A 13,533-nucleotide genomic window follows, 5' to 3' on the forward strand; every position below is an offset into this window, starting at 1 on the left:
GAGCGAGGTCCTGCGCCCGGCCAAACAGATAAAGATCGCTGACAGGTGCGTTGACGTAACGCTCGCCGGAAAGCGCGGAGGTAATCATCTTCATGATTGCGCCGGACCATTTTTGTTCGGTTGGACTCCAGCCTCGTCGGACCAGTGCGGGAAACGCGTCGTCGAGGCCTCCCACTATGACGAGATTGAGTGGATCGCCGTTCTTCGAACCGTCCTCATTGGTCGCGCAACAGGGAAGCGCTTCGAGTGCGACGCGGAAAGCCTCATCGTCCGTGTAGTCGACAATCCTTTCAGGCGGATAGACCTCACGCCGAAAGACTGCGCTGACATGGTAATCGGCGTAGAAGCCGGGCACCACTATGAGGAACGAGAATGTCTTTGCCTGCGCGCTCGCAACGAGGTCCAATTGGACGAGCTTCGCGCCCTCGCTAAGGTTGGTCAGCACATACCCCGATACGGTCTGCCCTGGCAGCACAGGGTTGCGGAAGGCGAGCCCACGGAAGCGACTGTCGATTTCGTCTTTCCCGCCGGGCGGATTGTTGCCGTCAAACGCCTCGGCCGCTTCGGAAGCCGGAAAGAAATTTGGGTCGAGGCCAGGCGACATCAGGAAATAGCTGACCGTTTCGTCGTTCTGAACCTCGATCCATACCGGCTGAATCCCCTTTTTCGCGAGCGGCACGCCGTAAACCGCCGCGCTTTCTTCAGCAGAAAGCACTGAAGCGGAAACCCGGAGCCCTCCTTCGGTGCGAGTCACGGCGCGGCTCTCATAGGTTAGTCCGCCGGCATCCGGTAGCGTAATGACGCAACTGCACAACACGACGGCGATGACAACCGCAGCCAACAGTCGATTCACAATGCGGTCCATTGCGTCACCCCTTTGCCGCGAGCCCGGGCCGCGCTCCTGTTAGTAGGCTAGTCTGAGCTGATCGTTACGGCAATTTCAGGCTGCTTTCCATGTAACTGTCTCCGATATGCGTGTGGAATTATAGTGTGCGGGCTACAGTGCGCCATCGTTAAAAATCGACAAGCGCGGCGCTTCGCGCATGAACGACGTCCTGCCCGGCGTGACACACCGTGAAGTTCTTCCTACCGATGTACCCGTACCACGTGAGCCATGAGATCGAGGGTCTGTGCGTTACGAGTTTCGTAGAAGACATCTGTCTGCTTATCCAGTGGGGGACTGGCGGGAACTGAATTCAAGAACACGCCGCTCAGAATGCTGCTCGTTGTATCAGCTGGTCCTTAGAATGCAGTCGCGCGTGAGACTCTGGACCGGTCACGGACGCACTTCATATAGCGTAGTTGCGTCGTCGCCCTCAGGGCTTGTATCCGAACCATCGAAAGGATGTAGCGGACACTCGTCGGTCTAAGGCAACGCTGAACAAGGCACTGAATTCGCGACGTTCCGACGATTGGTAGTTCGCAAATCGTGCTTGTGCCACTATTTTTTGGCCCTTGCGGGCCTCACGCGCGGGCGCATAGCCCGCTTTTCGCCCGTTATGGGCATACCTCGACCATTAATCGCTTGCGCGACAGGTAAACGTTCGCGAGCGCCGCAAGGGCACGGTTCGCATTCTTGAACGTGCCGCTCTTGAGCTTCCTGCCCCGCTCGCTGGGCGCGTGTGTAAGCGCCTTTACGGCGTTCCGCTCGCCATTGAGGTGGCGGCCGCCCGCGCGGCGATTCTTGGAATAGAAGTCCTCGCCGAAAAAGTCGACGAGTCTATTCGGATATTGGGAGGTGGGCATAGGACGGCCCTGCCACATCATCAAACACTCGAGGCTTCATTTGACTGGAGCTTTAACCTTCTTTCGGAAACCGAACGAAAAGTGCTCAGCCGGCTTGGTGTCCTTCGAGGTGCCTTTACCCTCAAGGATGCTCAAGCTGTCGCTGCATCGGAGGACCTCTCAGTTCACGACGTAACGGAGGCCATCTGCGCGTTGATCGCGAAGTCTCTCGTCGCCGCACATCTCGAACAAGGGCATGTCGAGTACAGTCTGTTGGAGACCACCCGATGCTACGCATTGCAACGCCTCGAGGCCAATGGAGAACGAAACGCGACGGAGTGGAGGCGAGCTCGGTACCTGTTCAAAGTGTTTTGCGCTATTCATGGCAACTGGACTAACGAGGCCCGTTCGCGAGTCCATGGAGAAAATTTGTCTCCTTCTCGACAACGTTTGCTCAGCCCTGGATTGGGCATTCTCCCCCTCAGGCAACACGCAAGCCGGTCGTGAGCTTGCAGCACTTTTTGGCGCGAGCCTCTTTGTAGCTGCCTCACCAATGCCGCTCTCCGTGGCAAAGGCGGAGAAGCCGCAGGCCACCAACCATGACCGAACTGCGGTGGACTTCGAGAGCGGTCGTTGCCATGCCGGCGATTCGAATGACGGCAACGGGTCGAGATGGAAGGACACCGCCCGTTTTTTTCACAAACCGCGTCAGTAGTTTTTCAGTTGGCTGGCACAGTTCGCATTTGTCTGCGCACCCGACAGGCCCATGAGCCAGCCACAACTGCACCAGAACATCAGCATGGTCGATTCCCACATGAAATCATCGGTGAGGTTCTTCGTGATCATGCCGATGATGAGAGCCAAACCTGCACGATAGAGGAGTGGGTGTGTCTTGCGCGCCACGTAAAAACGGTAAGCGAGTGACGCAAAAACAATGATTTCGAGCGCTAGGCCGACAACCCCGACCTGCAGCAGCGTATTCAGAAACAGGTTGTGCGCGTGAGTCCGCACGTTCTCATCCAGTTCGACGAGGGTGGAGGGGATCAGGCTCCCGTAGGCAATTGACGGCAGCGGTTTGCCGAAGCCGATACCTATCCAGGGGTGTTTCAGCACCTGACTGCTATAGAAGCTCCAGATTTGCGGCCGGGTGTCGGCGGTGATGACACGGTCCGCTGCGCGTAGCGCCGGAAACCTGGACATTAGTCCAACGTGATGGTGCGGATCGGCGTCGGCCAGGCGCGCCGCGGGGTCTTCAGTATGCAGCGATGCCAGCGTCATACCGATATAGGGCTTGGCCATCGTCGCGGGCGTAGTCACCGTCTCCGATCGCGTCGCGTTGCTTGCAACCGTGGCGAGACGTAGCTTGTTACTAAAGCCCGCAGCGATCAAGATGGAAACAAAAAGTGCACTGAGTATGCACGCTGCACGCTTGCGGTCATTCGGCGTATGCGGCCATTGCAATATCACCACGACCGCGGCAAGCGCGACCCAGAAGAAGCGGTTCAGTGTGGCACCACCGATGATGACGCAGAAAAGGATGCCAATAAGTCCGCGGATCCGTGTATCGGCATTTGCGGCCATGACGCCGAGTGTGGGTATCGCCATCAGCGCCAGGGTGCTGGTGTGTCCAACGCGGGGATAAAAGTGCAGCAGACCAGATTTCGGCAGGGCCGGATCGAGCAAGTGGAAATACGCGACGCTGATGCCCGCAAGAATCAGGCACGCAAACCATAGGGCCATCTGCAGGCGCCGCACGTGGCGGGGTTGCTGTCCGGTCAGCCAGAACACGTAGAAGCCTGTGAGCGGATAGCCGACTTCGTCGAACCACGCGTGTGCGCTAATGGCGGGGTCGGCTGACCAGCTTGCTGACATTAGTGTCCAGATTGCCCAGAGGCCGAGCGGCAGCAGGAGGGGGCGCGTATGCGAGTCCTTGAGCAACGATCTGCCGGCACACCACGCGCCAAGCACGACCAGCATCCCGAGATCTACATATTTGATGGCCATCACGTGGTCGAACATCGCCACGAAAATCAGTATGGCGCAACCCACGGACAGCGTTTCCCCGATCCGAGACTGAAATCTCAGGTCATTCATCTCATTTTCTATTCAAGATTGGTAAGAAATTAGAGTCGGGCGGATTGTACGCCAAACGTCCTCGGCCGGTCTGCGACCGGAGCACGAGATTGCGCGCTAGTCAAGGGCCAGATGCGAAAGGGCAACGAAGGGAATTAATGCCGGCACTAGCGATGGCGCCGCACTGGTGGCGGGGACGGAGGGCGCCTAACGCCGGGCAGAGATTTCCGCTTCTATTCGACATCAGCGGACTTCGCGGAGAACTTTGTCAAATACGAGATTGGTGGTGGGGCGGCGGCGCCCGTGGACTCACGGATGACCGTTGGTCCTCAGAAGCTACTGTTCCCTTGTGAAGCATTCGATGGCAGAAGTGGGTCGCCTACGGAAGTTCGTCGTGGGACCCGGTCCAGTCACGTTCCGCCACCGGGAAGAACTGGCTTAGCGAATGTTGGCGCGCAGACTACGTTGAGACCGTCGATATGCGCGCCTATCGGCTTTCCGAAAATGCCAGCAACGATCCTTCGGAGGGGCGTCAGTCAGCCCCATTGATAGTGATCGGACTCTCTGGAACACCTTCAATGCCTCGCGCTGGTTCCGACGGGACGCTAACTCGTGGATATAGGCGGTGGCGTTCGCAGTCTTCGCTCAGAAGCGGAAAGGTGGCTCGCCTGGTGAAAGAAATACACCTACGCATGCCCTCTTTCATGCCAATCATCTATCTCGGTTCGAGCCCGATGCTCAAGCGCACTGAGTGCCATCAGTGGGTCGATTTTGGCCCTTGGAATGACCATTTCGATTGCCGGGGGCGTGCCTTTGGCCTTATCCCCGTCGGTACGTTCAATCACGGCATGGCATACCCACTGAACGCCAAGCTCATCCGCCGCAGCATCGGCGGTCACGCGAAAACCACGATGTTCAAAAGCCACAAACCCTCCAGACACAGAACGAAACGCAGGTTCCTCGACAACCTACACGGCGAGGACTGCGGGAAGCCTAGCATGGGGGCTCAACCCTCTGCATTGAAGTGCCGAATTCCATTACACACGGCTGACTCTTGTGCAAAAGTGCGCACCTCGCTGAAAGGGAGCGCAGCAGGCGCAAAGCAGAACCACAACTGATCGAAACCATGGAAAATTAAATGAAGATCCGACTCGACAAATGGCTGAAAGGCGAGTTTGACCCGCCGCCAGCAATTTGCACGACTTGCTGGGTTCAGCGGTAGCGTCCGCCCCGGTAACCGGCCAACCGCTTGTCGAGAACGAACGCTCCTTCCTACGGCGATAGCTGACGTCGGAGCGGGCTCGGTTCTGCGTCAGCTATGTGGCGGATTGCCGCTAACGGCGGTGTCGAGCAGCCGGACGGCAGCTTCCTCGATCAGTGCCCGCACACTCTCGACCCCACTCAGCATCTGTTCATCGATCGTATCGGTCGTTTCAGATATCGAGTCCGCTTATCGCGACACAGCCGTCCAGGTTAACTACCCTGATAGATATCGCACGACAGGCCCACCACGCACGGTTGACCGTCTCGGGTTTTGCCGTAACCATTTCGTCCGCCCGGTTGGGCTCCATCGTTCCACGTACCGTCGCCGTCCATCGGCATCGCCCGCTGTGATGAATTTATTGGCTGCTGACTGGATAAGTGGCTAGCGACGTCTGACGGTTGCATTTCCTGAGAGTCGGCAGCGCCGGCCGCGATGAGCAGGAATAGCACGACGATTACAGCCGAGGGTTGCACTTTCATTTCTTTACCTTTTCGTCATCAACGGGTCGCGTTTAGCGAGACCGAACTTGCGGCCGGGCAAAGAATTCCCACAAACGCGCGGCCGAGACGTCGTTTTATGTGAGCGGTGCCGCGAAGGCTTAACTGACGCGAAGCTGCCGCGGATATTGCATCGGAACGGTAGTTAGTCCGGATGGCAGCTTTTCACTCTGCGTGAGGGCAGCAAGACAGCAAGACAACGAGCATCTGTCTTTATGCCGGCGATGACCAGCGGCATATCGATACGGAGAAAAAGCATCGCGGTCAGTGGCAATGTCTCGCGGTCTTATCCCCTCTCGGGGCCTTGCACAATAGCGATCGACCGCCCGGTGACGTTACTGGCTATCTGGCGGTAGTCGGCCCAACAGGTGACGTTCGCAACGATAGATCGGATGACAGCAATCGATTTTATAAGAGACACTCACCCAACGAGCGGCGTTTGCAAACTCAAAGAGGAGACCGCCTCAGGACGAGCAATGGCGTGGCTATATTCTCCCGATGTACTTGCAGTGTGTCCAGGGTCATCAAGAATCTGCCCAGCAAATTTTCACTGCTTTCTGTTCCAAAGCCGTCACTCTTCTCACGCGCGATGCAGTGAATCTTCCAGGAACTTTATGGTTTCCCGGACGAGCTCGTTGGTGTTGAACGCGGTCGTGTTCAGATCGCCCTTCCTGAGGATTGCCTGAACTCTTTCGATTACCGCTGCCACGCGCTGGCCGGCAGCAACGATCTGGTTAAACGCTGTCTTCGCCTCATCGAGATCGGGCGTCGCGCCATCAAGCCAGCGCAAGCCCGCAGCGGCATTGGCCATCATCGCCGTCAACGGCTGCGTGACTTCGTGAGCAATCGCATTACTAAGCACGGTTTCATCTCCCGGGCAGACCTCGTCACCAAAATACTCGGCGACGGCCTGTGGAATCTCGACCGCCCGAGGGTCAAAGCAGTGGATCACAACTGTCTTCATCGGGATGGACTGGTTCGCGCCCTTGAAGGTATTCATATCGAACCCGGGTTGTTTCCTGTACTCGTAATCGCTGAACTTGCCCATCTTATTGCTCCGTTGGCGTTTAACCACGGTATAGAACATCGCCCTTGCAAGCTACTTTCGAATCCATAACTTGTCGAAAGCATCCGCTAAAAAGACCACTTTCGAAAAGGCTCGAACGGCCGAATTCGCCGAGCACTCTCCGAACTGGCGGGTCAAATGGCCGTTGAACCTCGGAAGCAGCCGTCCGTGGCCGAGGCGACGTTCGTCCGTCAAGGGTCGCGTGCTGCCGCTCGTGGCACGCACGGGTCGATCGCATGACGAGGGGCAAGGTACGGCCCATCTCCAGCCGTTCGCCTGATACCGTGCGCGTTCCTCGGAAACCCAAGAGGAATCAGTTGCGCACACGGAATCGCGTTGTTCATCCTGATCGGCACGCCAACCGACCACGGACCGATGACACCGGAGGTACGACGTAGTCGTGCGGGAAATGCCCCGAGATATACTTCCTGCATGGAACTCGACCCCCGCGACCTCGATAAAATCAGTGCCGTCACGTTGCAGCACTACGATGCGCACGCGGAAGATTTCCGCGACGGCACGTACGACCACGACGTCACGCAGAACATCGCGGCGCTGCTGCACCATATCGAAGTCGAGCCCCCTCTTACGATCCTGGATTTCGGCTGCGGGCCGGGGCGAGATCTCAAGGCCTTCACTACACTCGGCCATTGCGCGATCGGCCTCGATGGCGCCGAGCGCTTCGTTGCAATGGCGCGTGACACGACTGGCTGCGACGTCTGGCAGCAGGATTTCCTGCACCTCGATTTGCCGACTGCGCACTTTGACGGCATTTTCGCCAACGCCGCACTGTTCCATGTCCCGAGTCAGGTGTTGCCGCGCGTGTTGCGGCAATTGCACGCGACACTGAAGCTCGGCGGCGTGCTGTTCAGCTCCAACCCGCGCGGCACGAATCAGGAAGGCTGGAGCAACGGCCGCTACGGCGTCTTCCATGATCTCGACGCATGGCGCCGATATATGGCGGGCGCGGGATTCGTCGAAATTGAGCACTATTACCGGCCCGCCGGCTTGCCGCGTGAGCGGCAGCCGTGGCTAGCCAGCGTGTGGCTCAAGCCGGTCGCCTGAAACGCCAGGTGCTGTCAAGTATGCCCGTGTTGGGCTTGGCAGATGCTTGCGTTCAAGCCGCTTTGATGCAGCGCAAAGCAGCCGATTTGCAGCACTGTCCATCGCACAGAGAAACGGCCAGTCAGGGACATTCAACCTGACCTTCTCGCGGACGTTCGAACATCCGCTGCGCCCCCAAACAACGGTCTTACGCTCGCGATCATGTGATCGACGCTCCGCCAACCTTGGGCAGCCATGATCATGTTGGTGGCGTGGGTGTCCGCCAGCATCAGGGGCGCCGGCGCCCTCCGTATCGCGATAGGTCGGGGAAGTGACCCAATCGTCACGCAGAAGGCGCGGGAATCAAAGGACCGGAAACCTGCGCCCAAGGTCGGGCTCAGCGCCACTCATAGCAAGCGCCTGAGCGAGCGCGAGTCCATCCGGGACTCGACTAACGGAAGCCGTAGACCAGGACCTTTTTCCCTTCAAAACTTTCTTGCACACCTTGCTCGCAATCCGGTGGACACCTTACGTTGCCGTCCCCGCTCACGCCTGACACCGTGACGGCCCTGTAGACAACGGATTCGACGAGCGTCCCGTCGGCAGCGACGACGATGTTCAAATCAGTTTCGACGCCGGCTGGCACGGCTCCGCCGGCGGTATAGACGATTTTCATGGTGCCGGTGCAATCGGAGTTCACCGTGTAGGTGCCCATCTGGTTCGGATTGAAGGTCGTCTGCCCCCCTTTCGGCAACCCGCCAATCATGCCGAAGTCGGTGCGTTGAAAAGTGCCCCTGCCGTCGAACGTCACTAGGGCGACGTCATCGAGGATCGACGGGGCGGCGTACGGATGCAACGTACCATCGGCAGCTTTCAATCCAAGTATCTCTCCGTGACCGATAAACTCAAACGGTCCCTTTAGCGTTGCGTTCGAGCAAAGGCCGCCGTGGTCGCCGTGGTCGCCGCGGTCGCCGGCCTGCGCGGCGGCACTGAGCGAGAGGAGTGCAGCGGCGATTGCGGACAAAATGCTTAAATGCTTGCTTATCATGTTCATCTCCTTGTCATCGACCGCGGCCGCTTCGCTGGCGTGCGCGTGATGTCGAGGCGCGTGCACAGGCACAAAGCGTCGGGCAGAGGCTTTCCAGCGGCGGCGCACCGCGCCGCTCACGTTAACCTGATTCATGGTGGTCAGAAGCGCGAGCCTGTGCCATCGACAGAACATGAAGAAATCGTTAACCGTGCATCGACGGTATGTGGCAAAAGTGACGCGGAACGGGCAGGGCGGCGCACATCGCCCTGGTGGCCTGCGTCAGCCTGCCCGGCCCGCGCGGGAGGCGCGGTGGAAACGATGGAAGGCGCTTCGCCATGTACAACTTCAACTATGTGTTGGCCCTTGACCCGCTGCGCCGCCACGGATAATTCTAGGTGGCCTCTACCCGCCCGTAAGTGCATGGCGCCGCCCCCACCGTCACGGTTATCTGAACGTGGAGAAGCGCAGCCCCCTGTGAAGCGTACCCGGCGCCGGTTGGACCCATCGCCGAGAGCTTGCCGGCGTTTCGCCACACGCGGATGACCGTTTGACCTCGAGACCCGCCCTTCCCGATACGATGCTTCTATGGACCGCCTCGGGTCGAACAGAGCCCTTGCCTGGAATTTTCCGAAGTTCTTTTCGCCTCCGGCGCGAGCATTGGGTGTCGTACTGATTGATCCCTTGCCCAATGTCGATGAGATTTGCGGGCCGCAATGGCGGCGTGGATAGTCGCGAGCGCAGCGTCTTTCGCGGCGCGGTGCGGCTATACATGCCAGGCTTTAAGAACCATGATGATCGTGGTGCCAACCACCTTTGTCTTGCCGAACGGGTGACCTCGGTATCGAACGCAGGTTGACCCTTCGAGGACGTGCTGGCTGCGCGCCTTCGGCGCATTTCGGTGGAGATAAGCGGGGGTGAGCGGGCTGGCCGGACGATGGAGAAACCGATTGTCCGCCAGACACCGATGATGGAGCGGCTACGTGTCAAAGTCGCTCAGATTTTCGCGCGATGCCATTGATCCGGCGTCGCTAGCCCAACGTTATTAGCTGGAACGGCACTCGGGGCTGGAGACCGAGTAACTAGGCATCACCCGCATCAAATCACGCAAATGTTCACCGAGCTCGGTGCGGGAGTACGTCCCGTAGTCGAACTTCGTGCAATAGACAATCTCCCCGTATTTGAGCGGCTTGACCTTTTGAACAATGATCAAGCCGGGTGTGGCAGTGCGGTCGGTTCCGCTGCCGCCAGACACGAAAATGTCGAGCGTATAGTCCTTCCCGAGCGATGCGGTTTCGTTCGAGCCCGAGATACCGTCGGCAATGAGAGCTTTTACTTCGTCGTCGCCGTACCCATTGGCACGGTTGGTCAGATTCCAGGTGAAATGTCCTGCGTTCGCTGTGGCGGCGGCGCTCAAAAGAAGCAGGGCAACAGCAGATTTCGCAGACAGACGCATGATTCTTCCTCTCAGTTCTAGTATTTCGTGACGTGGTTCAAGGCCGGCGCGCGCCACGATGCGCGCGATCCTTCCAGAACGACAGTGAATCGCCGTCCCGATCTTTTTATCGGCGAAAGCAACGAAAGCTTAAGTCCAGTTTTCGAGGCGACTCGAGCCTTTATCACATGCCCGCCGGCGCCGATGAGGAGGCTCTCGTGATGCTCAGCGACATCCTGCCGACGGGCTTTGAATGAACAATGGATGAATACGACCGCCAGTTTGTGGATACAGGCGGCGAAGCAGCATCAGGAAATGGTGTTTGCGGAGACCTTGAAGAAGGGCACCTATGGTGAGAAGGCCGTGGTGCAGGCAGCGAAGACCGCATCTAACAACACGGAGAACGATGGGCTACGCCCTGAGTTGGACGTGCCTAATCATAACTGGCGATACACGGTGAAGCAGGGACTACGGGCCGCGTGCGTGACCAGGGAGACGTCGCTGCTACCCTCATGCTACAGGCGGTAGTTCTCAACAACCAGCAAAGGATCAAGCGCCTTCTATGGGTGGCGATAGCCTTACTCGCATACATTGCCTACAAGCTGAGTTGAGGTGATTACCATTGCTATAGCAGATCTGTAGCGCCCCCGCTTAGACCATCAGCCGACTACTATGCAGTCCTGGTTTGCTTGCGTTCCTCAAACGACAATCGGCCATCAAGGGACGCTCGACAAAGGGGGCGCGAGCGGCCGAAGACCAACTTAGAGCGGTGGTTTTCATCGGGGTAACTAGCTATGGGTGTGTGGAGAGTGGACTCGATGTAGCGCGAGGTGGACCTGAGCCCGTCGACGGAGGCACACGTAAGGCCCAGCTCGGCCGTCCACGATACCGGAGACTCGTTGAGGTCGTCACAACGCCAGATTATTCAACTCGTGTGCTCTTCCTTGGTATCGGTTTGTGGTGTTGGATTTGCAATGGAAAGGATGAATGGTCGTGCGGCGGGATTCGGCTGCGCTTGGCATTCAGTCACCACGATCTTTGCGGTCAATTCTTCGCGCTTGGGCAACTTACGATAGACCAGATTGCCGCCGCGCGCGCTGATAACCGACTCCGGCACGACGCCAAGGCCGACACCTGCTTCGACTAACGTTAGTAACGTCGGCAATACGCTATCCTGGAGAAACGAAGGGACTACGCGGGCAATCGAGAAGGCCGAGTGAATGAGATTCCGGAAGTAGGGCGAGGCATCGGCTCGGTATCCGACGAGTGGATAGCTACCAAGCTCTGCCGGATCGACACTGGATTTTGTCGTCAACGGGTGATCAGATCGCATCGCCACATACATCGGCTCACGATAGATCACTTCGACACGCATGTCTGCGTCCACTGCGGTGGGCCGCATAAGCGCAACGTCGATTGTTCTCAGTCTCAGCGCACTCTGCATCTCGATGGAGTTCAGTTCATGCAGGTCCAGTTCAATTCCTGGGTTCGCCAGCCGGTACTGATGTAGTGCTTCCGCGAGCGGAGAGCACGCTGCCGTAGGTGTCAGCCCGACCGATAGCCTACCCGTTTCTCCGCGCGCAGCTTGCCTGACACGGCGGACCATGCGCTCCATGTCCCTCAGAAGCTCCCGCGCGTGCTCGAGCATCACGACGCCTGCCGGTGTCAGTTGGACCGAACGCGTGGTGCGGGTGAACAACTCCGCATCGACCGTTTCTTCGAGCCGTCTGATCTGGTGGCTCAGCGCCGGCTGGCTCATGAAAAGGCGCTCTGCCGCCCGCGCAAAATGCAATTCCTCGGCCACCACGCAGAATGTCGCGACCAGTTTCGCGTCGACGCTGGCCGCCATTAATTCAGATTTCGATAAATGTCTATTCATTATGAATTGGACTATGAATAATCCGTTATATCCGCTTCGGGACAGCATCACAAGAGGTGGTGCGAGATAACCCAGGAACTGAAAGATGGAAGGTGAAATCCGACAACTAGGCGTGCGCGAGATCGCCGGACAGGTTCGACGAAAAGAGAGACCGAAAGACTACTTTGTTCACCGATCGTTGGCGTCAATCGAAGCGCTGGATTCGCAAATACGTGCGTGGGCTTGCATCGCACCACGTGCGAACACAATTGAAGCAGCAAGTGCAGTAGATACAGCAACACCGCTCGCCGGCGTGCCTATCGGCGTCAAGGACGTGCTACATGTTGCCGGCATGCCAACCGCGTACGGCGCACAGCTTTTCGCGCGTCGCGCCGAGGAGTTTGATGCTGCATGCGTGGGCATGTTGCGTGCCGCAGGAGCAGTGCCGATCGGTAAGACCGTCACGGCCGAATTTGCCTATAAACACCCGGGGCCGACGCGTAATCCCCACGACCTCCGGCGCACGCCGGGTGGCTCGTCTAGCGGCTCGGTTGCAGCGGTTGCTGTCGGCATGGTACCCGTGACTATCGGCACGCAGACAGGCGGTTCCATCATCCGGCCCGCGGCGTTCTGCGGCGTGGCGGGTTTCAAACCTTCGTTCGGTGCTGTACCGCGAGACGGCATGAAGGTGTCGTGCGAATCGCTGGATGTGATCGGATGGTACGGAACGTCGGTCAGCGATATTGGTGCCATTGCTGACGTGCTGCTGTCCGACGAGCGCGTGTTGCAATCGCCGGCGAGACGTCCGCGAGTCGCGGTGATATGCGGCACCTCGCTGCATGCTCTGGATGCAGACGCGAGAGAGATACTCGTGATGGCCGAACGTGCGCTGATAGATCACGGCGCAACCTGTACGCAGATTGCCTGTCCACGGGAATTCACGCTGCCGGTGGAAGCACATCGAACCATCATGCAGTACGAGTTCGCACGCAGCCTGGCGTCAGTCGCGAGGGTAGTACGCAGCGGGCTCAGTGAGGTGTTACTGGCTTGTGTTCGGCAGGGCCGTGCGATCTCACGCAGCCAATATCGTCGGATGAAGGACGTTCAGTCCTCGCTAAGAGATACATGGAACATCCACTTCGGCGACGCCGATCTGATTCTCACTCCTAGCGTGCCGGGTGAAGCGCCGCTGGGACTTGCGGCTACGGGGTCCTCTGCATTCAACGTGGTCTGGTCGGTGCTCGGCTGGCCATGTCTGCATATTCCCTTTGGGCGGTCCCGTCATGGTTTGCCACTCGGTATCCAGTTGGTAGGCAAGTGGAACGGAGATGCTGAACTACTTGGCTGGGGCAGTTGGGTCGAAAGCCTCCGTCGAGATCAAGGCGCAACGATAAGGAGCGAATCGCGCATGGCTTCAAGCGTAATCCGATGAATTTTTAAAGCAAAAGTCGGCTCGACGCGTCGCCGTCTTCGCGAGACTGCAATTACAAAACCAAATCCGGGTGACGATCACCCTATAAGCGGCGCCCTGTCAAAGCGCCAGG

11 protein-coding genes are annotated in these 13,533 nt (G+C 58.4%); 3 read left to right on the top strand and 8 right to left on the bottom strand.

The window, feature by feature from the left end; translation table 11 throughout:
• Both P0D96_RS32195 and P0D96_RS32200 read right to left on the bottom strand, forming a co-directional pair.
• A partial coding sequence (locus P0D96_RS32195; protein WP_408317534.1) for an LssY C-terminal domain-containing protein occupies positions 1-865 on the bottom strand: 865 nt, incomplete at its 3' end.
• A gap of 632 nt (positions 866-1,497) precedes the next feature.
• Complete coding sequence (locus tag P0D96_RS32200) at positions 1,498-1,746, bottom strand: hypothetical protein (RefSeq protein WP_408178719.1); 249 nt, start codon at positions 1,744-1,746, stop codon at positions 1,498-1,500.
• Between P0D96_RS32200 and P0D96_RS48825 the strand changes: the two genes are divergently transcribed.
• Entirely contained in the window at positions 1,660-2,232 is a 573-nt protein-coding gene (locus tag P0D96_RS48825) for a winged helix-turn-helix domain-containing protein (protein WP_494478616.1), read from the top strand. The two genes, P0D96_RS32200 and P0D96_RS48825, sit on opposite strands and share 87 nt — an antisense overlap.
• Positions 2,233-2,433: 201 nt before the next feature.
• On the opposite strand, the gene P0D96_RS32205 is transcribed toward P0D96_RS48825, so the two are convergent.
• The 3 genes from P0D96_RS32205 to P0D96_RS32215 all read right to left on the bottom strand — a co-directional run bounded on the left by P0D96_RS32205 (position 2,434) and on the right by P0D96_RS32215 (position 6,607).
• Positions 2,434-3,819 carry an O-antigen ligase family protein gene (locus tag P0D96_RS32205; protein WP_408317535.1) on the bottom strand — a complete coding sequence of 462 codons (1,386 nt, stop codon included), beginning with the start codon at positions 3,817-3,819 and terminating at the stop codon, positions 2,434-2,436.
• Positions 3,820-4,484: 665 nt separating this feature from the next.
• The gene (locus tag P0D96_RS32210) at positions 4,485-4,724 is read right to left on the bottom strand and encodes a hypothetical protein (RefSeq protein WP_408292079.1); all 240 of its coding nucleotides are present in this window, start codon (positions 4,722-4,724) and stop codon (positions 4,485-4,487) included.
• A gap of 1,415 nt (positions 4,725-6,139) precedes the next feature.
• Positions 6,140-6,607, bottom strand: coding sequence for a histidine kinase dimerization/phospho-acceptor domain-containing protein (locus P0D96_RS32215; RefSeq protein ID WP_408292075.1), 468 nt, complete (start codon positions 6,605-6,607; stop codon positions 6,140-6,142).
• A 450-nt stretch (positions 6,608-7,057) separates the two neighbouring features.
• On the opposite strand from P0D96_RS32215, the gene P0D96_RS32220 reads away from it, so the two are divergent.
• The gene (locus P0D96_RS32220; RefSeq protein WP_408178724.1) at positions 7,058-7,690 is read left to right on the top strand and encodes a class I SAM-dependent methyltransferase; all 633 of its coding nucleotides are present in this window, start codon (positions 7,058-7,060) and stop codon (positions 7,688-7,690) included.
• Positions 7,691-8,120: 430 nt separating this feature from the next.
• Here P0D96_RS32220 and P0D96_RS32225 read toward each other — a convergent pair whose 3' ends face one another.
• From P0D96_RS32225 to P0D96_RS32235, 3 genes are all read right to left on the bottom strand, one after another.
• Positions 8,121-8,852 carry a hypothetical protein gene (locus P0D96_RS32225; protein WP_408178725.1) on the bottom strand — a complete coding sequence of 244 codons (732 nt, stop codon included), beginning with the start codon at positions 8,850-8,852 and terminating at the stop codon, positions 8,121-8,123.
• Positions 8,853-9,741: 889 nt separating this feature from the next.
• Entirely contained in the window at positions 9,742-10,152 is a 411-nt protein-coding gene (locus P0D96_RS32230; protein ID WP_408292071.1) for a hypothetical protein, read from the bottom strand.
• Between the two features lie 904 nt (positions 10,153-11,056).
• Complete coding sequence (locus tag P0D96_RS32235; protein WP_408317537.1) at positions 11,057-11,980, bottom strand: LysR family transcriptional regulator; 924 nt, start codon at positions 11,978-11,980, stop codon at positions 11,057-11,059.
• Positions 11,981-12,095: 115 nt separating this feature from the next.
• On the opposite strand from P0D96_RS32235, the gene P0D96_RS32240 reads away from it, so the two are divergent.
• Positions 12,096-13,421 carry an amidase gene (locus P0D96_RS32240; protein WP_408317539.1) on the top strand — a complete coding sequence of 442 codons (1,326 nt, stop codon included), beginning with the start codon at positions 12,096-12,098 and terminating at the stop codon, positions 13,419-13,421.
• Positions 13,422-13,533 lie beyond the last annotated feature (112 nt).

Source organism: Paraburkholderia sp. RL17-347-BIC-D (genome assembly GCF_046027915.1).
Taxonomy (GTDB): domain Bacteria; phylum Pseudomonadota; class Gammaproteobacteria; order Burkholderiales; family Burkholderiaceae; genus Paraburkholderia.